Annotated in this window: 15 protein-coding genes; 7 read left to right on the forward strand and 8 right to left on the reverse strand. The window is 73.5% G+C overall.

Going from position 1 to position 20,124, the window contains the following annotated elements; translation table 11 throughout:
* The first annotated feature begins 4 nt into the window (after nucleotides 1-4).
* From ACIA8O_RS21160 to ACIA8O_RS21185, 6 genes are all read left to right on the forward strand, one after another.
* The gene (locus ACIA8O_RS21160; RefSeq protein WP_396295469.1) at nucleotides 5-1,012 is read left to right on the forward strand and encodes an ABC transporter permease; all 1,008 of its coding nucleotides are present in this window, start codon (nucleotides 5-7) and stop codon (nucleotides 1,010-1,012) included.
* Complete coding sequence (locus ACIA8O_RS21165) at nucleotides 1,009-1,998, forward strand: ABC transporter permease (RefSeq protein WP_396295470.1); 990 nt, start codon at nucleotides 1,009-1,011, stop codon at nucleotides 1,996-1,998. Before ACIA8O_RS21160 ends, ACIA8O_RS21165 begins: the two co-directional genes overlap by 4 nt.
* The gene (locus tag ACIA8O_RS21170) at nucleotides 1,995-2,990 is read left to right on the forward strand and encodes an ABC transporter ATP-binding protein (protein WP_396295471.1); all 996 of its coding nucleotides are present in this window, start codon (nucleotides 1,995-1,997) and stop codon (nucleotides 2,988-2,990) included. The genes ACIA8O_RS21165 and ACIA8O_RS21170 overlap by 4 nt, the downstream gene beginning before the upstream one ends.
* Entirely contained in the window at nucleotides 2,987-3,991 is a 1,005-nt protein-coding gene (locus ACIA8O_RS21175; RefSeq protein WP_396295472.1) for an ABC transporter ATP-binding protein, read from the forward strand. The genes ACIA8O_RS21170 and ACIA8O_RS21175 overlap by 4 nt, the downstream gene beginning before the upstream one ends.
* Nucleotides 3,992-4,136: 145 nt before the next feature.
* A complete protein-coding gene (locus ACIA8O_RS21180; protein WP_396295473.1) occupies nucleotides 4,137-6,500 on the forward strand; it encodes a collagenase in 2,364 nt (787 codons plus the stop codon).
* Between the two features lie 142 nt (nucleotides 6,501-6,642).
* Nucleotides 6,643-8,439 (forward strand): glycoside hydrolase family 36 protein, encoded by a 1,797-nt coding sequence (locus tag ACIA8O_RS21185; RefSeq protein ID WP_396295474.1) that lies wholly within the window; start codon nucleotides 6,643-6,645, stop codon nucleotides 8,437-8,439.
* Between the two features lie 230 nt (nucleotides 8,440-8,669).
* On the opposite strand, the gene ACIA8O_RS21190 is transcribed toward ACIA8O_RS21185, so the two are convergent.
* The 4 genes from ACIA8O_RS21190 to ACIA8O_RS21205 form a co-directional block, all read right to left on the reverse strand.
* Nucleotides 8,670-10,451 carry a helix-turn-helix domain-containing protein gene (locus ACIA8O_RS21190; protein ID WP_396295475.1) on the reverse strand — a complete coding sequence of 594 codons (1,782 nt, stop codon included), beginning with the start codon at nucleotides 10,449-10,451 and terminating at the stop codon, nucleotides 8,670-8,672.
* Nucleotides 10,452-10,727: 276 nt separating this feature from the next.
* Nucleotides 10,728-13,097, reverse strand: a complete 2,370-nt coding sequence (locus ACIA8O_RS21195) for an immune inhibitor A domain-containing protein (RefSeq protein ID WP_396295476.1) — start codon at nucleotides 13,095-13,097, stop codon at nucleotides 10,728-10,730.
* A gap of 166 nt (nucleotides 13,098-13,263) precedes the next feature.
* Nucleotides 13,264-13,920, reverse strand: coding sequence for an HAD family hydrolase (locus ACIA8O_RS21200; protein WP_396295477.1), 657 nt, complete (start codon nucleotides 13,918-13,920; stop codon nucleotides 13,264-13,266).
* Between the two features lie 67 nt (nucleotides 13,921-13,987).
* Nucleotides 13,988-16,060 carry a prolyl oligopeptidase family serine peptidase gene (locus ACIA8O_RS21205; RefSeq protein WP_396295478.1) on the reverse strand — a complete coding sequence of 691 codons (2,073 nt, stop codon included), beginning with the start codon at nucleotides 16,058-16,060 and terminating at the stop codon, nucleotides 13,988-13,990.
* Nucleotides 16,061-16,143: 83 nt separating this feature from the next.
* Between ACIA8O_RS21205 and ACIA8O_RS21210 the strand changes: the two genes are divergently transcribed.
* Entirely contained in the window at nucleotides 16,144-17,313 is a 1,170-nt protein-coding gene (locus ACIA8O_RS21210) for an aminotransferase class V-fold PLP-dependent enzyme (protein WP_396295479.1), read from the forward strand.
* A gap of 172 nt (nucleotides 17,314-17,485) precedes the next feature.
* On the opposite strand, the gene ACIA8O_RS21215 is transcribed toward ACIA8O_RS21210, so the two are convergent.
* The 4 genes from ACIA8O_RS21215 to ACIA8O_RS21230 all read right to left on the reverse strand — a co-directional run bounded on the left by ACIA8O_RS21215 (nucleotide 17,486) and on the right by ACIA8O_RS21230 (nucleotide 19,823).
* On the reverse strand, nucleotides 17,486-17,818 hold the full coding sequence (locus tag ACIA8O_RS21215) for an ArsR/SmtB family transcription factor (protein ID WP_396295480.1): 333 nt from the start codon (nucleotides 17,816-17,818) through the stop codon (nucleotides 17,486-17,488).
* 25 nt (nucleotides 17,819-17,843) lie between these two features.
* Nucleotides 17,844-18,221, reverse strand: coding sequence for a hypothetical protein (locus ACIA8O_RS21220; protein WP_396295481.1), 378 nt, complete (start codon nucleotides 18,219-18,221; stop codon nucleotides 17,844-17,846).
* A 220-nt stretch (nucleotides 18,222-18,441) separates the two neighbouring features.
* Nucleotides 18,442-19,389 carry a hypothetical protein gene (locus tag ACIA8O_RS21225; protein ID WP_396295482.1) on the reverse strand — a complete coding sequence of 316 codons (948 nt, stop codon included), beginning with the start codon at nucleotides 19,387-19,389 and terminating at the stop codon, nucleotides 18,442-18,444.
* A gap of 32 nt (nucleotides 19,390-19,421) precedes the next feature.
* The gene (locus ACIA8O_RS21230) at nucleotides 19,422-19,823 is read right to left on the reverse strand and encodes a peptidase inhibitor family I36 protein (protein ID WP_396295483.1); all 402 of its coding nucleotides are present in this window, start codon (nucleotides 19,821-19,823) and stop codon (nucleotides 19,422-19,424) included.
* Between the last annotated feature and the right edge of the window lie 301 nt (nucleotides 19,824-20,124).

Here is a 20,124-nt window from a genome sequence, read left to right on the forward strand (position 1 = left end):
CCGCATGACCGCCCCGCTCTCTCCGTCCCGGGCCGGTGCCGACGGCACCGACGGGACCGGGGGAGCGGGGGCGGCGGCCAGTCCCGCTGCCCCCGCCTCCACCACCGCTCAACCCCCCGCCTCCCCTTGGCGGTTGGCCTGGCAGCGGCTGCGCCGCCAGAAGGCCGCGCTGACCGGCTTCGGCATCATCGCCTTCTTCGTCCTGGTCGCCCTGCTCGCCCCGCTGATCACCATGATCAGCGGCCACGGCCCGGCCGACACCGACAAGAAGGCGATCAACTCCTACCTCGGCGGCCTGCCCAAGGGCGACTTCGGCGGGATGAGCCCCGACCACTGGCTGGGCGTCGAGCCCGGCCTGGGCCGGGACATCTTCGCCCGCCTGCTCTACGGCGCCCAGATCAGCCTGCTGGTGGCCTTCGCCTCGGCGGCCCTGATCACCGTGATCGGGGTGACCCTCGGCATCCTGGCCGGCTACTTCGGCGGCCGGGTGGACACCGTGATCAGCCGGTTCATGGACGTCATGATGTCCTTCCCCACCCTGATCTTCATGATCGCGCTGCTCTCGGTGGCCCGGGACGTCAACCGGGTGCTGCTGCTGATCATCGTGATGGGCGTGTTCAGCTGGCCCTACATCGCCCGCGTCATCCGGGCCCAGACGCTCTCGCTCAAGCACCGCGAGTACGTCGAGGCGGCCCGGGCCAGCGGCACGAGCTCGGGCCGGATCCTGCTCACCGAGATCCTCCCCAACCTCTCCGGCACCGTCATCGTCTACGTCACGCTGGCCATCCCCGGCCTGATCGGCACCGAGGCGGCCCTCACCTTCCTCGGCGTCGGCGTCCGGCCGCCCACCCCGTCGTGGGGCCAGATGATCGCGGACTCGGTGCAGTACTACAAGGTCGACCCGATGTTCTTCGTCCTGCCGAGCCTCTGCCTCTTCCTGGTGGTCCTCGGCTTCACCCTGATCGGTGACGCGCTCCGCGACGCCCTGGACCCGAAGGGCGGCAAGGCGTGATCTGGTTCCTGATCCGCCGTCTGGTCGGCATCGCCGCCACGCTGTTGGTGATCTGCGCGCTGACCTTCGCGGTGTTCTACCTCTTCCCGGCCGACCCGGCCGCGCAGTTCTGCGGCAAGGACTGCTCCACCGAGCGGATCGAGATGGTCCGTCAGCAGCTCGGCCTGAACGATCCGTTGATCGTCCAGTTCGGCCGCTACCTGGTCGGCATCTTCGCCGGCCAGACCCTGGGCAGCGGGCCGTACGCCATCCAGTGCGAGTTCCCCTGCTTCGGCTACTCCTTCCAGAGCGCCCAGCCGGTCTGGGACCTGATGATGGACCGCTTCCCGGTCAGCGCCTCGCTGGCGCTGGGCGCGGCGGTCTGCTGGCTGGCCCTGGGCATCTCGGCCGGCGTGGTCTCCGCCCTCAAGCGGAACACCTGGATCGACCGCACCGTGATGGTGGCCACCATCGGCATCGCCGCGCTGCCGGTCTACTTCACCGCGATGATCCTGCTCTACGTGGTGGTCTCGGTGCTGGGCCTGATGCCGCTGCCCCGGTACATCGCCTTCGGCGAGGACCCGGTCGGCTGGCTGCGCAACCTGATCCTGCCCTGGATCACCCTGGCCCTGCTGTCGGCCGCGCTCTACGCCCGGATGACCCGCAACTCGGTCATCGAGACCATGGCCGAACCCTTCGTGCGCACCGCCCGGGCCAAGGGCCTGAAGGAGCGCCGGGTGGTCGGGCGGCACGGGCTGCGGCCCGCGCTCACCCCGGTGGCCACCATGCTCGGCCTGGACCTCGGCGGCCTGCTGGCCGGCGCCCTGATCACCGAGCAGCTGTTCAGCCTCCCGGGCGTCGGCAAGCTCTTCGCCGACTCGCTCAACAAGGCGGACCAGCCGGTCATCATGGGCGTCACCCTGCTGGCCTCGTTCTTCATCGTCACCTCCAACCTGGTGGTCGACCTGATGTACGCCTGGATCGACCCGAGGGCGAGGCTCTCATGACCGCACTGCTCGAAGTCACCGACCTCGAGGTCGAGTTCAACACCGCCGAGGGGATCGTCAAGGCGATCAAGGGCGTGGACTTCACCGTCGAACGGGGGAGGACCCTCGGGATCGTCGGCGAGTCCGGCTCCGGGAAGTCCGTCACCTCGCTGGCCGTGATGGGCCTGCACCGGGGCGCCAAGGTCACCGGCTCGGTCAAGTTCGACGGCACCGAGCTGATCGGTGCCCCCGACGAGACCGTGCGCAAGCTGCGCGGCCGCCGGATGGCGATGGTCTTCCAGGACGCGCTCACCTCGCTGCACCCGTACTTCACCATCGGCGACCAGATCTCCGAGGCGTACCGGGAGCACTTCGGCGGCAGCCGGAAGGCCGCCTGGGCCCGGGCCGTCGAGGTGCTCGGCGACGTGGGCATCCCGGAGCCGGCCCGCCGGGCCGGGGAGCACCCGCACCAGTTCTCCGGCGGTATGCGCCAGCGCGCGATGATCGCGCTCGCACTCTCCTGCGAGCCGGACCTGATCATCGCCGACGAGCCCACCACCGCCCTGGACGTCACCGTCCAGGCCCAGGTGCTGGAGCTGCTGATGAAGCTCCAGCAGGAGCGCGGGCTCGGGGTCGTGATGATCACCCACGACCTCGGGGTGATCGCCCGGGTCGCCGACGAGGTGCTGGTGATGTACGGCGGCGCCGCCGCCGAACAGGCGCCCGCCGACACGCTGTTCACCACCCCGCGGCACCCGTACACCCGGGGGCTGCTGGACTCGCTGCCGCGGCTGGACGCCCCGGAGGGGGAGGCCCTGCGCTCCATCCCGGGCTCCCCGCCCTCGCTGCTCAACCCGCCGCCCGGCTGCGCCTTCCAACCGCGCTGCCAGGTCTACGCGAAGGACCCCAGCGCGCTCTGCACCGACGGCCGCCCGCCGCTGCGCCTGGTCGCCCCGGAGCACCGCAACGCCTGCGTCCGTGACGCGGCCGACCTCGACGGGGTGACGGCATGACCACCACCGAAGTGACCACCCAGGCCACCCGGACCATCCTGACGGCCGAGAACCTGGGCATGACCTTCCCCGGCCCGCGCTCCGGCCTGCGCCGCAGCGCCGGGATCAAGGCGGTGGACGGCGTGACCTTCGACGTCCGGGCCGGGGAGACCCTCGGCCTGGTCGGCGAGTCCGGCTGCGGCAAGTCCACCACCGGGCGGATGCTGGTCCGGCTGCTGGACCCGACGGCCGGTCAGGTCAGCTTCCAGGGCAAGGACATCACCCGCACCGGGCAGCGCGAGCTGCGCCCGCTGCGCAGCAAGCTGCAGATGATCTTCCAGGACCCGTTCGCCTCGCTGAACCCGCGGCAGACCGTCCAGCAGATCGTCTCGGCCCCGCTGCGCGCCCAGGGCATGGCCACCGCGGCGATCCAGCGCGAGGTCCGCGACCTGGTCGACCTGGTCGGGCTGGCCCCCGAGCACCTGGAGCGCTACCCGCACCAGTTCTCCGGCGGCCAGGCCCAACGCATCGGCATCGCCCGGGCGTTGGCCACCCGCCCGGAGCTGGTGGTGGCGGACGAGCCGGTCTCCGCCCTGGACGTCTCGATCCAGGCGCAGATCGTCGGCCTGATGGAGCGGCTCCAGCGCGAGCTGGGCGTGGCCTACGTGTTCATCGCGCACGACCTGGCGGTGGTCAAGCACATCAGCCACCGGGTCGCGGTGATGTACCTCGGGCGGATCGTCGAGATCGGCGACCGGCAGGACGTCTACGACAGGCCGGCCCACCCGTACACCAAGGCGCTGCTCTCCGCGGTGCCGCTGCCTGACCCGGCCGCCGAGCGGCGCCGGGAGCGGATCGTGCTGCTCGGTGACCCGCCGAGCCCGGCCAACCCGCCGAGCGGCTGCACCTTCCACCCGCGCTGCCCCAAGGCGCAGGAGATCTGCCGCACCGAGCGGCCGCTGCTCCAGATCACCGCCACCGGCGGCGGCCGGCAGGCCGCCTGCCACTTCCCCGAGGCCTGACCCCGCGTCAGCCCCTCCGCTCCGGGGCCCGACCCCGCGTCAGCGCCCCGGCACCACCCCGGCCCGCGCCGCCGTCATCCTCCCCATGGGACGCCGGCGCGGGCCGGGACCTCCGCTCCACCTCCACCCCCCACTGGAGTCCCCCGTGCGAACCTCCCCCCGAACGGCGCGCAGAGCGCTGCTCGCGGCCGCCCTGGCCGCGACCCTCACGCTTCCGGCCGTCCAGACGGTGCAGGCGGCCACCCGGCCCGCCCCCGTCACGGCCCCGGCCACCTTCCAGGCCGACCCCCAACTTCCGAGCGGCTACGACGAGTTGGCGCACCTCGGCGACGCGGTGGCCCGCACCGGCGCCTCCGCGCCCGCCCCCGGCGGCGGCTCGCTGGGCGACACCCCCTTCCCGGGCGCGCTGCCCGAGCGGGTCGGCGCCCCAGCCCCGACCGCCGCCGAACTGGCCGCCCCCACGGCCGCGGCGCGCACGGCGGCCGGGGTGCCCTGCACCCTGGACGGCCTGACCGGCCTGGGCCCGGCCCAGCTGGCGGACTTCCTCACCGACCCGGCGGTCAAGGGCGACGACTGCCTCAAGTCCCTGCTCTGGACCTGGGATTCCCGTTTCGCCACCACCATGGACGACGCCCACGTGCAGGCCGTCGCCGACCGCGTCGTCCAGCTGGTGCCGACCGAGGACGGCAGCGGCCGGGCCCACCTGTACGAGCTGTTCTACTTCCTGCACGCGGTGGCCTTCCACGACTTCACCCGGGCCGAGATCGACGTCACCGACACCGCCACGGCCGCCGCCGTCCGGCGCGCGGTGGACGCCTGGGCCGCCTCCCCGCTGGCCTTCGCCGACACCGACTCGGCCGCGCTGACCACCCGGGAGATGACCATCACCGCCGGGTCCACCGGCCAGCGGCAGTACCACCTGGGCCTGGTGAAGCGGGTGCTGGCCAAGTTCGGCCCCGGCACCGCGGTGGCCGACAGCTGGGCCTGGGGCACCGCGGGGCTGGCCGCGCTGAGCCTGAACTACCTGGGCGTCAACAACCGGGACGCGGCCTTCCTCCAGCAGGTCACCGCCGACGCCCCCTACCGCACCGCGTTCCGCGACTTCGCCGGGTACGGCCACCTCAAGGGCACCCAGAACGAGTGGATGGCCCGGGACGCGATGGCCGAGTACGGCCGCTTCGGCGAGGTGGCCGAGCTGAAGGCCGGCGTGGTCGGCGAGCTCGGGTGGCTGCTCTCCACCACCCGCCAGGTCTTCGGTGAGCTCTCCGGCCCCTGGGTCAAGGTGGTCGGCTGGGCCAACGCCTTCGGGGTCTGCGGGCAGTACGACGTCTGCGCCGCCAAGTACGAGGCCCAGGTGTTCCCCTACACCTACAGCTACGACAACGGCGCGATCCAGGTCCGCACCTCGCTGGACCGGGCCACCGTCGACCGGATGTACTACGCCAGCAAGCAGGTCAAGACCCAGTTCCTGCGGGTGCTCGGCACCGACGCCCCGCTCGACGGGGACCCGAACGCCACCCTCAACATCCGGCTCTACCCGACCCGTTCGTCCTACGAGCTCTACCACCCGCTGCTCACCGGGATGGGCACCGCCAACGGCGGCATCTACATCGAGCGCGGCGCCACCTTCTACACCTACCAGCGCACCAGCGCCGAGTCGTACCTGACGCTGGAGGAGCTGTTCCGGCACGAGTACGTCCACTACCTGAACGGCCGCTGGGCCACCCCCGGCTACTTCGGTGACCAGCGCTGGTACGCGGGCGACCGGCTGACCGCGATGGACGAGGGCACCGCCGAGTTCTTCGACGGCTCCACCCGGGACGCCGGGGTGAAGGTCCGTCAGGCCCTGGTCGCCGCGCTGGCCCGGGACGAGGCGGCCGGCATCCCCCGGCTGAGCGTCAAGGAGCTGCTGCACGCCCGGTACGACGACTCCCCGGCCTTCCACTTCTACAACTACGCCGGGACCTTCTTCGAGTACCTCTGGGCCGAGCGCCCCGCCGAACTGCGCACCATGTACGGGCTGATGCGGGCCGACGACCCGGCGGGCTTCGACGCCTGGCGCGACCGGCTGGGCGCCGACCAGGCGCTCCAGGCGGGCTACGACGCCTTCCTGACGGCCCAGATCGCCCGGGTCCAGGACCTCTACGTGCCGAGCACCTCGTTCACCGCCAACGGCTACCTGCGCTACGCCTACGCCTCGGAGGTGCAGGCGGCGATCGCCTCGGCCACCGCCAACACGCCGACCTGCAAGGACAACGGCGACTGGGCCAACAAGCCGATGCGCTTCGTCTGCGAGGGCCGGATCACCGCCAACCTGGCGGACGCGGCCGACCCGAACCGGCTCTTCAAGGACATGTCCTCGACCGTGGACTACTTCATCCTCACCCGGACCAAGGGCGTCGCCAACAACCTGGACGACATGAACTGCTGGTTCGGCCCGGTCGAGGTCTGGCCGGGCGGCAGGGCCGGCACTTCCAGCTACACCTGCGAGGGACCCCTGCGCAGGTGACCAGACCCCCGGTCGGACGTGGCGGGGAACCGTGACGGCGGGCCACGTCCGACCGGGTCCAACCCATCAACTCCCGCGCGGGGCAGCCGCCCTACCGCTTCCGCGGCCGCCCCGCGCGGGTCCCACGAAAGGCACGACTGACGTGACTCAGGCACCCCAGCCGCTCAGCTGGGACGGCAGCGCCCACCCCTCCGGCCGGACCGAGACCGTGGCGGAGGTCGACCTCGGCCTGCCCGGGGTCCGGGCCAGAGCCGTCGCGGTCGGCGCCGCCCACCTGGCGGTCCGGGTCGTCCCGCAGGCCGAGCCCGGCGTGGTGGTCGTCGAGGCCGCGCCCGAACTCCCCACCGACGACGGGCCGGTGCGCACCCGGATCGAGTGGCGGCTGCCCTGCACCGGCGCCACCGGCTACTGGACCCCGCTGACCGGCGCCCGCTGGCTGCCGCCGTCCTGGGCGCTGCCCCGGATCGCCTCGCTGCCCAAGGGCGCCCCGGTCGGCAGCCTGGTCGGCACCGCCGACGCCGCGCTCTGCACCTTCGCGGTCGGCGAGACGGTGCTGCCGGTCTCGATCGGCGAGGGCGCGGTCGAGGAGACCGGCGACTTCAGCTTCTGGGTCGAGCACGAGGGCCCGATCCGGCTGCGGCTGGACCTGAGCGGCCGTCACTTCGCCGACACCGTCCGGGGCTGCGCCGACTGGTGGGCCGAGTCGCTGCCCGCCTCCACCGTCCCGGACGCCGCCTTCGACCCCATCTTCTGCACCTGGTACGCGCTGCACCTGACCATCACCGCGCCCGAGGTGGAGCGGCTGGCCGCGCTGGCCGCCCCGCTCGGTTTCGGTGCGCTGATCGTGGACGACGGCTGGCAGACCGACGAGGTCGGCCGCTCCTACGCCACCACCGGGGACTGGCAGCCCGCCCCGGCCGGCTTCCCGGACTTCGCCGAGCACGTCGCCCGGGTCCGCAAGCTGGGCCTCGACTACCTGCTCTGGCACGCCCTGCCGTTCCTCGGCGACCGCAGCGCCGCCCAGGCCGAGCTGGCCCCGCACACCCTGGCCCACCTGCCGATGCTGGAGACCTCGGTGCTCGACCCGCGCAGCCCGCTGGTCCGGGCCCACCAGGTCGAGCGGCTGGCCGCGGCGGTCGAGCAGCACGGGGTGGACGGCCTGAAGATCGACTTCATCGACACCTTCCTGCGCGAGGCCACCACCGCCTCGCCCGACCCGGACTGCGCCGAGGTCGCCGAGGGCGTCCGCCGCCTGCTGGAGGAGCTGGACACCCGGCTGCGGGCCACCCGCCCCGAGGTGCTGATCGAGCACCGCCAGCAGTACATGGGCCCCGGCCTGTGGCCGTACGCCACCATGGTCCGGGCCACCGACTGCCCGCACAACGCCACCGAGAACCGGGTCCGCTGCGCCGACCTGCGGCTGACCGCCGGCCCGCTGGCCGTGCACGCCGACCCGCTCACCTGGCACCCCGAGGAGGCGCCGGAGCAGATCGCGGTCTTCCTGATCTCGGTCCTGTTCGCCACCGCGCAGGTCTCGGTGGACCTGGCCGCCCAGAGCCCGGAGCAGCTGGCCGCCGTGCGGTTCTGGCTCTCCGTCATGCGCGAGCACCGCACCCTGCTGCAGCGCTCCGGGTTCCGCCCGCACCGCCCCGAGCTGGGCTACCCGCTGATCGAGGCCCGGGACGGCGGGGCACTGGCCTTCGGCCGCTACGCCGCGCTGCCGGTGCGGGTCGCGGGGGAGTGGGAGTCGCTGCTGCTGGCCAACGCCGAGGCGGACACCCTGGTCCGGCTGGTCTTCGACCGGGTGCCGGGCCGGTTCTCGGTGCTGGTGCAGGACGCGCTGGGCGGGACGGTCGCGGAGACCACCGCCGCGGTGGAGGGCCCGGAGTTCACCGTGCACGTGCCGCTGGGCGGTCTGCTGACGCTCCGTCGGGGCTGACCCCGGCCCCGTCGCCCGGTTCGGAGGGTGGGGGACCTCCGGACCGGGCAGCCCCGTGGTCCACCGGGCGGGGTGGTGCCCCCGCCCGGTGAACACCTCGTGCACCAGGCGGGTCCGACGGAGGGAACCGTAGCAGCGGGACCCGCCTGGTGAGCTCGTGTCCCCGACGCTACGCCCGCCGGCACTCCGTCAGGTACCGCACGAGTGCACGGTCCCCGCCGCGGCGGCTGTCACCTGTGCACGGTCGCCGCCCCGGCCGGCTCCGGCAGCGCCAGTTCGCCGAGCGCGGCGAAGGCCAGCACCACCTCGTACACCCCGCCGCCGCCGGCCAGAAGCTGACGCTGCAACAGCCGCTCGGCGGTCCGCAGGTGCTCCCGGACGGTCTGCGGGTGCAGCCCCAGCTCCCCGGCCGCCCGCTCCACCCCGAGGTTGCCCCGCACCCAGGCGAGCAGCGTGGAGCGCAGCTCCCGGCCGTCCTCGGCCAGCCGCCCGAGCAGCTCGCCCGCCCAGTCCGCCACCGGTCCGGCGGCCAGCAGCTCGCCGAGCCCCGGGGCCGGGACGCCCGTACCGGGGGGCACCGCACAGGCGGTGACCGAGGTGGAGGCCTGGAGCGCCAGGTGCAGCACCGTGCGGCCGGTCACCCCGGCCAGGTCGAGGCCGAGCCGCACCGCCGCCCGGTCCAGCCGGGCCTTCACCGTGTTCCGGCTCACCCCGAGGATGCGCCCGGCGCTGACGGCGGGGAACTCCAGGCCCAGGTGCAGGGTGCCGAGCAGCTGGTCCCGCCCGCTCAGCGGCAGCGCGTGCAGCGGCCGCAGCACCTCCTCGGCCCAGCGCGCCGCGTCCCACGGGTCCAGCACCTGGCCGAGCCGGCTCTCGGCGGCGTACAGCGCCGCCCGGCCGGGCCGCAGCCGGGCCACCGCCAGCGCCCGGGTGGCGTCCCCGTACGAGCCGGCGGTCTGCGCCAGCGGCAGCCGGCCGCTGCCGCCGAGCGAGCGGTCCGGGCGGCCGGAGACGAACTCACGCAGCGTCAGACCGACCCGGTCCCAGCCGCCCTGCTCCGCATCCGTGCCGTCCTCCCGCAGCGGGGCGACCACGATCAGGTGCTGCTCGTACGCCGGGCAGCGCACCACCAGCGCGGTGGGGCCCAGCGCCTCCCGGCACCGCCGGGCCAGCTCGTCGCGCTCCGGCGCCGGGCCCTCCAGCACGTAGACCCGCTGCTCCTCGGCGTCCAGCAGCCCGGGGGAGAGGCCCTCCCCGGTGCGCTGGGCCAGCGTCACCTCACCGCCCATCAGCAGCTGGAAGACCGCCACCCGCAGCGCCGCCTTGACCTCCTCCAGCCGCTCCCGCTCCGCCTCGGCCTGTCGCACCCGCACCAGCGGGGCGATCAGGTCGGCCGCGTGCGCGACCAGCGCGGCGGCCCGGGCGTCGAAGGGCTCGCTGCGGCCCACCGTCAGGACGGGGTAGGGGCGGCTGCCGCCGACGGTGGTCAGCCGCAACCGCAGCGGGCCCTCGTCCAGGGCGGCGGCCCGCAGCCGGCCGTCGGTCAGCTCGCGCTCGGTGGGCCCGGCCGCGGCCAGCAGGTGCTCCGTCCCGGCCGGGGCCGCCACGGCGGGCTCCCCGGGCCGCCCGGTGGTCAGCCGCACCGGGCCGCCGACCGCCCGGGCCAGCCACTCCACCAGCCGCTCCAGCCGCCGGTCGGCCCGCCCCCCGGGATCCCGCAGGTGGGTCAACAGCTGTGCCAGCTCGGCCTGTTCGCCCTGCACCTCGCGCAGCCGGGCGTCGCCGATCCGGCGTGCCACCAGCAGCCAGCTCCGCTCGTCCGCCACCGCCAGCAGGGCCAGCCCGTGCCGCGCGGCCCCGGCCCGGTGCCCCTCGCTGGGTTCCGCGGCGGTCACCGCCACGGCCGCCGCCCGTCCGGCGGCCAGCCGGGCGAAGTCCCGCTCGGTCGCCTGCGGCGGCACCCGCACCAGCCGGTCCGCCACCTCCTCGTCCGGTTCGGCGACCCCGGTCACCGAACGTTCCGCTCCCGTCCCGCCGATCAGCCGCAATCCCGGCACATCGGTCAGTGACCCCACAGTGGGCAAGGCCCCTCCTCGGTACACGCGCTGCTACGTGAGCCACCGGCCGTGCCTGCCGTCGAGTCGACGTTCCCTCAGGCCGCCGACCCCCCGATCGACCTGCGCCGATCGTACGCACAACGGCCGGAGCCCCGATCCGCAGGGTGTGCGGACCGGGGCTCCGGTACGGGCTGCTGACGGGTGGTCAGCACGGGTGGTGCGAAGGGGTGGTCAGGAGGCGGGGCCGACCCGGACGGTGGTCAGCTTGCCGCCCTGGGTCTCCCGGACGACCTCGATCTTGGTGTTGGTGTCCGGGACGGCCACCGCGTGCTGCGGGAGCGCCGGGTCGCTGTAGACCCCGGTGCGGTCGTTGAAGACCGGGACGGCCGGCTTCGACGGGAAGGCGTTCAGCACACCGGCCTTGTGCAGGGTGAACTCGGTGGTGGGCTTGAGCGAGAAGGTCGCGTCGTAGGTCTGGGCGCGGCCGTTCACCAGGGAGCCGTCGGAGAACCTCATCGGCTGCGGGTGGGCGTCGATCGGGAGGATCAGGCCGCCGCCCGGGTGGTCCTTGGTGTTGTTGTCCAGGTAGCTGGTGTCCCACAGCCAGATCAGGACGCCCTCCTGGTACGGGTAGGTGTCGATGACACCGGTCTTGCCGGTCACCCCGGAGTACCCGAAGTTGTACGGGCCGGTCTTCAGGAAGGCGCCGTAGCCGACGTAGCGGCGGTTCTCCACCACGTAGGCGCGCGGGTGCTCCTTGACCGAGTCCTTGCCCTTGAGCGGGGTGAAGCCGTTCAGCACCCAGTCCTGGTTGCCGTTCTCCGCACCGTCGTTCAGCAGCACCGCACCGTCGGCGGTGATCCTGACGGCGTCGACCAGCACGCCCTTGCCGTGGGTGTTGCTGTCGGAGGTGACGTGGAAGCGCAGCTGCACCTTCTGGCCCAGGTAGGCGGTGAGCGGGATGCTCACCTGACGCCAGGCGTTCGACGTGCCGCTGAAGCCGGGCACGTTGGCGACCGTGTCGGTGATCGGCGAGCCGTCCACCGTGCCGCCCAGGGCCTTCCAGTTCTTGCCGTTGTCGGTGCTGGCCTCGACGGTCAGGAAGTCGTAGTCCTGCTCGACGTCGTACCAGGTGGCCGCGGTGAGCTCGGCGCTGCCGCTCTTCCCGGTCAGGTCGACCGTGCGGGAGAGCGAGTTGTCCAGGTAGTCACCGGTGCCGCTGTACCACTGCGAGGCGCCCTCGAACGGGTCGGCCAGCGTGGTGGTCCTGGTGACCGGGGGCAGGTGCACCAGCACCGCCTGGGCCTGGTCGGTGTTGTAGCCGCTCACGCCGAGCGCGTGGCTGGACCGGGTGGCGGCCTGCGCGTCGTCGTAGTTGAGCCAGCCGAACTGCAGCTTGCTCCAGGCGTCCAGGTCACCGGGGTACTCGCCGGTGGTGTTCTTGCCCTTGCCCAGGTACGAGGCCGAGGACATCAGCGACCAGAAGTTGACGCTGTTGTCGCCGCCGGTCGTCGGGTACAGGTCCGGCAGGCCGAGGTTGTGGCCGTACTCGTGCGAGAACAGGCCGACGCCCGAGTTCTCGCCGCCCTGCACGTAGTCGTAGGCGAAGACGCCGGAGTCGCCGAGCGGCGCGCCGCCGATCTTGTTGCCCTCGGGGCCGACCTGGCCGGACGGGTCCGGCAGGGCCCAGGCGCGGTGCGCCCACATGGCGTCGCCGCTCTGCGCGCCGCCGCCCCAGGTCTCGTCGACGCCCGCGTGCACCAGCACGAGGTTGTCGATGTACCCGTCGGGCTCGTTGAAGTTGCCGTCCTTGTCGAAGTCGTACCGGTCGTAGACGTCGTACTGCTTGATCTCGTCCTTGACCGACTGCGCGGTGCGGCCCTTGGCGATCTCGCCGTCGTACCAGGCCTTGGTGGCGTCCCGGACGAACTCGTGCGCCTGGGTCCAGGCGCCGCCGCCCTGCGGGCCCTTGTTGGAGCCGTAGCGGGCCTCGTTCCAGGGCAGGGTCACCCAGTCGGAGACGGTGCCCTCGATGTCGTACCGGCCGGAGGACTGGGTGCGGTAGTAGTTCCGCATCGAGTTGGCGCCGGCCGTGTCGTCGAAGAACATCTGCTGGTAGTACGACCGGGAGAAGTCGTTCTTCCAGAAGGTGTGGGTGTCGCTCTTGTCCGGCTTCGGGATCGCGTTGTGGAGCGGGCCCGGGGTGCCGGCGTAGCGGGGGACACCGTTGTGCAGCGTGGTGGTGTCGACCTGGTCGCCGAACTGGGCGAGGATGACGAAGACCTTGTCCTTGCGCTCCTGCGCGAGCTGGACGTAGTCGTTGCCGATCTTCACCTGCTTCGGCGCGGTCTTCGCCGAAGTCTTCGCCACGGCGCCCTTGTTGAGCTGCTCCAGCGCCTTGGTGCGCAGCGCCTGCCGGACCTTCTCCTGCGGGGCGAGCGGCGCCTGCGGGGCCTCCTTGGCCTCCAGCCCGCCACCGGCCTGGGCATCCTGCGACTGGACGGGGGGAGTGGGCAGCGGGGCGGCGGCGGCGAGGCCGCTGCCGAGCAGCGAGGCCGCTATCGCGCTGGTGGTCAGTGCAGCGAGGGCTGCTGCGGTCATTCTGCGCAACTGACCGGTCCTTTCCGGACGGGGGTGGTCGGGTGAGCGCAGGTAATATTTCACATGTCATCCATCACACGGAACCCCTCTGACTACCCGAATTTCCCACCGGTCACACAACAGGGCCCCGCCGCACCCGGAGGTGCGACGGGGCCCTGACGGGCCGTCAGGCCGGTAGCCGGTCGAGCAGTTCGGGCAGCCGCTCGATCAGAGCGGTCGCCCCGGCCCCGGTCAGGCGCGGCCCGGGCGTCAGCGCGGTGTAGCCGAGCACGTCCATCCCCGCCGCGCGGGCGGCCAGCACGCCGTTCGGGCTGTCCTCGACCACCAGGCAGTCGGCCGGCGCCACGCCGAGCGCGGCCGCCGCGTGCAGGAAGAGGTCCGGGGCCGGCTTGCCCACGCCGCCCACGTCCTCGGCGCTGAACACCGACCCGGCCGGCAGCTGGGGCCGCAGCCCGGTCCGCTCCAGGGTGAGGTCGATCCAGGCGTGGTCGGAGGAGGAGGCCAGGCAGTACGGCACGCCCCGCTCCCGCAGCTCCCCGAGCACCGCCGCCGCGTCCGGCGTCGCCGTCAGTTCCTCCCGGAACGCGGCGAACACCCGCTCGTGGCACCGCTGCGCGAAGTCCTCCGGCAGGGTGCCGCCGAACCGTTGGGCCACCACCTGGTGGACGTTGCGCCCCGCGTTGCCGAGGAAGTCCCGGAGCGAGTCCTCCAGGGTCGTCGGGTACCCGAGCTCGGTCAGGTACCCGGACAGGATCCGGTGCGCGGTCGGCTCGCTGTCCACGAGCACGCCGTCGTTGTCGAAGATCACCAACTGGTAGGTCATCCGCGCAGGTTACCCAGCGGCCGGAGGCCCGGCGGAGGGGAGTCCGCCGGGCCTCCGTGACGGGGGGTCAGCCCAGGTGGGAGCGGAGGAAGGCCAGCTCCGCCTCGGCGACGAGCTCGTTCATGCCGTCCGGGGTCATGTGCGAGACGCCCGGGAGCGGGAGCACCGCGTGGCCGCGGCCGGCCGCGTGCAGGGCCTCGGAGAGCAGGAGGGTGTGGGAGGGGTGGACGTTGTCGTCGGCCAGGCCGTGGACGAGCAGGAGGGGGCGGGTGAGCGCCGGGGCGTCGTCGACCAGGCAGTCGGCGGCGTAGCCCTCGGGGTTCTCCTGCGGGAGGCCGAGGTAGCGCTCGGTGTAGGCGGTGTCGTAGAGGCGGAAGTCGGTGGGCGGGGCGCCCGCCGCGGCCGCGTGGAAGACGTCCGGGCGCCGCAGCACGGCGAGGGCCGCGAAGTACCCGCCGTAGGACCAGCCGCGCACGCCGACCCGGGTCAGGTCGAGGTCGGGGTGGGTCCCGGCGAGGGCCTGGAGCGCGGCCACCTGGTCGTCGATCGCGACCGCGGAGAACCGCCGGAAGATCGCCTTGACGAAGGCGGGCGAGACGAAGGGGGTGCCCCGGTTGTCGGTGGTGACCACGGCGAAGCCCTGGTCGGCCCACCACTGGCGGGCCTGCCAGCGGCGCGGCTCGTTGGCCACGGCCTGGAAGCCGGGGCCGCCGTAGACGTCGAGCAGCACGGGCAGCCGGGTGCCGGCCACGTGGTCGCGCGGGTAGACCACCGCGGTGGGCAGGCCGAGCTCGGTCACCCGGGCGAGCGCCGGGGTGACCACGTACGGCAGCGCGGCCGCGCGGTCCGGCAGGTCGAACTCCTCGCCGGAGAAGTGCAGTCGGCGCCGGATGCCGGTGGGGGTGGCGTGGGTGAACAGCAGGGTGTCGCCCGCCGCCACCACGGAGTGCACGCCGGTGCCCTCGGTCAGCCGGGAGAGCGTGCCGCTGTCCGGGTCGAGCAGGAAGACGTGCTGGTCGGCCGGGTCGTCCTGGCCGGCCTCGATCAGCAGGGAGCCCCCGTGCTGCCCGATCACCCGGCGGACCTGGGTGCGCTCGTCGGTGAGGATCTTGCCGTCCAGGGCCACCGCGCGGGCCTCGCCGCCGGGGGTGTCGGCGGAGGTGAGCAGCCGGCCGTCGGCCAGCCGGGCCGGCGTGCCGGGCAGGTCGTCGACCCAGAACTCGTCCACGGTGCGGGAGAGTTCGCGGGTCTCCCCGGTGGCCGGGTCGGCACTGAGCAGCAGCACGTTCTGCTGCAGGCGGTCGGCCACGGTGAGCAGCAGCTCGCCGTCGCCCTCCCAGCCGGCCGAGCAGACGTACGGGTACGCGTCCCGGTCCCAGGCCACCTCGGTGCGGGTGCCGTCCAGGCCGAGCACCCAGAGCCGCAGGTCGACGTTGGGCCCGCCGGCCTGCGGGTAGGCGAAGCTCTCGGGGGCCCGCTCGGGGTGGGCCGGGTCGGCGAACCACCGCAGCGGGAGGGCGGACTCGTCGATCCGGGTGGCCAGCACGGCGCGGCCGTCGGGGGACCACCAGTGGCCCCGGGTGCGGCCGAGCTCCTCGGCGGCGGCGAACTCGGCGACGCCCCAGACGGCGCCGTCGGCCGGGCTGAGCGGCCCGTCCCGGTCGGTCAGGTGCAGCGCGCCGCCGGCCACGTACGCGACGACCGAGCCGTCGGCGTTCGGGCGGGGGTCGAAGGCCGGCCCGGCGACCGGGAGTTCGGTGGTGGAGCCGTCGGCGACGGCGGTGCGGAAGATCCGGCCGTCGAGGGCGAAGACGGCCTGCGCGAGGTCGGCGGTGGCGGCGAAGGAGCCGATGCCGGGGGCCCAGAGCCGGATGCGCTCGCGCAGGCGGCGCTCAAGGACGGGCAGGTCGGCGGGGGCACCGGTGCGGCCGGGCAGCAGGACGGCGGGGTCGGCGACCAGGTGCTCCTGACGGGTGGTCAGGTCGAACAGCCAGAGTCGGTCCACCGGGTCCTCCGGGCCGGTGGAGCGGAGGAACAGCAGCCGGGTGCCGTCGGCGGAGAAGGCGACCGCGCGCGGGGCGCCGTAGGTGAAGCGGCCGGTGCGGGAGCTGAGGGCGAGGAACTGGTCGGTGTGCGTCACGGCCCGATGGTTGCCCCGGAGGGGGGATTTCGGCTAGAAGTATGCAGTGTGAAATGTCACACATCATCACCCGAGGGAGCCCCATGAGCGACGAACTGCCCCGCCAGATCCAGGGGGCGGCCTCGCTGTTCACCCTCGACCAGGGCGTGGCGCACCTGAACCACGGCTCGTACGGAGCGGTGCCGCTGCCCGTCCAGCGCGCCCAGGCCAAGCTGCGGGCCGAGCAGGAGCAGGACCCGGACGGCTGGTTCCTGGAGCTGCCCGACCGGATCGCCCGGGCCCGCGCCCGGGTGGCCACCGCCCTGAACGCCCGCCCCGACCGGATCTCCCTGGTCACCAACGTCACCGAGGGCGTGGCGGTGGTGCTGGACTCGATCCCGCTCGCCGAGGGCGACGAGATCCTGGTCACCGACCACGGCTACGGCGTGGTCACCCGCGCCGCCGAGCGCCGGGCCGACGAGAGCGGCGCCCGGGTCCGCACCGTCCGGCTCTCGGTGCACACCCCCGACCAGGAGGCCGTCCGGGAGCGGATCCTGGCGGCCGTGGACGAGCGCACCAAGGTCGCCGTGCTCGACCTGGTCACCTCGCCGACGGCCCGTCAGATCGCCGACCCGGTCCTGCTGGCCGAGCTCCGCGCCCGCGGCGTGATCACCGTGGTGGACGCCGCGCACGCCCCCGGCATGCTCCCGGTGGACCTCGGCGAGCAGGCCGGCGGCGCCGACTTCTGGATCGGCAACCTGCACAAGTGGGCCTACACCCCGCGGGCCGCCGCAGTGCTCGCGGTGGCCGGCGGCTGGCGCTCGCGGATCCGGCCGCTGATGTTCTCCTGGGAGCACGACCGCGGCTTCCCCGGCCGGGTGGAGTGGCGCGGCACCGCCGACTACACCCCCTGGCTGGCCGCGCCCACCGGCTTCGCGCTGCTCGACCAGCTCGGCGCCGAGCGGGTCCGCGGGTACAACGAGGCCCTCGCGGTGTACGGGCAGCGGCAGTTGGTGGAGCGCACCGGGCTGCGGTTCCTGCCGGGTACGGCCGGCGCGGCGATGCGGGCGGTCCGGCTGCCCCCGGGCTGCGCGGAGAGCGACCACACCGCCAAGGCGCTGATGGTGGCGATCCGCCGGCGGCTGAACGCCCGGGTGGCGATCCGCCCGTGGTCCGGCGGCGGGGTGCTCCGGGTCAGCGCCCAGATCTACAACCGCCCGGAGGAGTACCGGAACCTGGCGGCCGGCCTGGTGGAACTGCTGGACGGCCGCTGAGCCCTCGCCCCAGAGACCTCGGGGTCCCCGCTCCTGGGATCCCGAGCCCGGTGGGAGGGGATCGTGGCCCCCTCCCACCGCCCCCGTCGGAGGCCCGCTGTGCGGCCGGGCCTCCGACGGTCCCCTCCCGGGCTTCTCCCGGGCCCTTCCCCGGCGCTCCGTCAGCTCCCGGTCAGCTCCCGGCGGCCCGCAGCTCGGCGAGCAGCGCGTCCCGGTCGGAGATCAGCTCGGTGAGGATGCGCCGGGCCGCCCGCATCAGGTCGGCCACGTCGCCGCCCGCCAGGGCGTAGACCACCGTGGGGCCCTCCCGGGTGGCGGTGACGATCCCCGCCCGCCGCAGTACGGCGAGCTGCTGGGAGAGGCTGGACGGTTCGATCTCCAGGTCGGCGAGCAGGTCGCGGACCGGGGTCGGCCCGGCCTGGAGGAGTTCCAGCACCCGGATGCGGACCGGGTGCCCGAGCATCCGGAACAGCTCCGCCTTGGCCTGGTACAGCTGGACCGGCATGAGTCGTGACCCCCCTGGCGCGCCGTCAGAGTTCCAGGCCGGACTCGATCAGCCGCAGTTGGTGACGGGCCATCGCCATGTTCGCCCGGGCCCGGTTGAGCGCCAGGTAGAGGAAGAGGCCGCGCCCGTTCTTCGTGGTGAGCGGGCGGATCAGGTGGTACTGGGTGGTGAGCGAGATCAGCATGTCCTCGATCTCGTTGTCGTGCAGGTTGAGCAGTTGCATGGTGCGCATCTTGGCGCGGACCAGATCGGTGTTGGCCGCGGCGGCCACGTTCAGGTCCAGGTCGCTGCTGCCGTCGCTCAGGGTGCCGAGCGCCATCCCGCTGTCGTAGTCGACCAGGGCCACACCGATCGCACCGTCGATGCTCATGGCGTCCTTGAGCGCGCTGTCGAGATTTGCCACGGTGCCCTCCCGCTGTCGGTGGAGGCCGCGCCCCTACGGGCGGCCTCGGTGCACCGACTGTAGGAAGCGGGCCGCCCGCCGCAGGCGGTCTGCCCGGAACCGACCGAAGAACGACCGGGCCGGACCGGGTGTTGACGGGATGAAGACTTTCGAAACTGACAAGCTGATCCGAAGCTGACCACCCGGAGCTGATCCCCTGGAGCCGACCGCCCGGCGGAGGTCACCCGACGGAGGTCACCAGCCCGGCCGCCAGCCGCAGCGAGTCGTCCAACTGCCGCCGGGAGGACCGCAGCAGCTCGCCGTTGCGCTCGATCAGCTCCCGCTGGTACGCGGACTCCACCGCGAACCAGATCCCGACCAGGTTGGTCTCCCGCTTGCAGGCCACGTCCGCGGTGGCCGCGGTGATCCCCTCCGGCCCGGTGAACGCCTCGGGCCGCAGCCCGAGTTCGGGCTGCGGGCTGACCGGGTTCTGGGCCCGGTAGCCCCGGCCGGCCATGCACCTGACCCACCCCTCCCGGGCGGCGTCCACCCGGGCGTCCCGGCGCGAGCGGTCGTAGCCCTCGGCGTCCAGGTCCTGCACCTTGAGCGGGTCGGGCGCCCCGGCGGTCGGCACCCAGAGCTTCAGGTAGCCCTCCCGGACGCAGCCCCCGGGCGGGACCGGCAGGCCGTTCACCCGGCCCGAGCTCCGGCCGGACTTCTCCACGTCCGCCTGGTTGCCCGGCAGCGAGGCCGGGTCGGCGCCGTCCTCACCGCCGAGCACCAGCCGCTCGGCCGGGTCCATCGAGGGCTGCGCGGGCTTGGCCGGGCCGTCGGCGCCCAGCGTGCCGTAGCCGCCGGCGGCCGCCTCGGCCGGATCGGCCAGCCCGTACCGGCGGGTGTTGCCCGGCGAGCCCGCGGGCGGCAGCTCGGGCACCCGGTAGCGGAAGCCGTACCTGGCCATGCACTGGTCCGTCAGGATCCGCTGCGCCCGGCCCAGCCGCTCCAGCTCGCCGTCGTCCGGCAGGTACTCCTGCAGCGGCAGCCGCAGCGCCCCGGCGTCCGCCGGGGTCGGCACCGGGCCGGACAGCGCGGGCCCGGCGCCGGAGGCACCCCCCGCCCCACCGTCGGAACAGCCCGCCAGCAGCAGGACGGCGGCGGCGAGGGCGGCGGGCAGGACGGAGGAACGCAAGGGGGTGCTCCCGGTGGTGGCTTGACGGCGGGTCAGTTGTAGTAGGCGGAGGAGATCTGGTGCCAGAAGGTGCTGGTGGCGTTGGAGGCCACGCCCGCGTTGATCCAGCCGTGCCGGCCGCCGCGGTAGATGTCGCTGTAGACGTGCCAGGTGTAGCTGTCCCGGTTCCAGTAGGACTCGTTCTGGTCGTTCACCGCGCCGCCGTAGCGGGGCCAGGAGAGCTGGGTGAAGTCGCCCCGGGACAGGTAGAGGTCGAGCACCTCGTAGGTGGTGTTCGGCCCGCCGTAGATGGCGAACTCGCCCGGCTCGCTCACCCCGTCCAGCTCGGCCGCGCCGGCCGGGCCGGCCCCGGCCAGGACGAGGCAGGCGGCGGCGGTGAGACCGGTCGCGAAGGTGGTCAGGCGGTGCAGGAGCCGTGGTCGCTGGGCCGGCATGGCTGGGCCTCTCTGGGCTGGGGGACAGGGGACGCGGTACCCGGGTGCCTGGTGCTGATGGGTAAGTGGAGCACTGCCGTGACTCCTTGCACAGGCGTGATTGCGCCACGTTGTCATGGTCCGCTCCAACCCGGTACGCCCCGGTCCGCCCCCCTCTCCCGTCCCTCCCGGGCTCCCTCGAAAACGGTGCTGTTGATGTCGGTCCTGGCGGGTAATGTCTGGCTGAGATGCACGATCACCACACCAACCGCACCCGCTGCGCCCCCGCCCCGGCCCCGGCCGCGCGGGCCCCGCAGCCGCA

It is taken from the genome of Kitasatospora sp. NPDC051853, assembly GCF_044452665.1.
In the GTDB taxonomy this organism is placed as follows: Bacteria; Actinomycetota; Actinomycetes; order Streptomycetales; family Streptomycetaceae; genus Kitasatospora.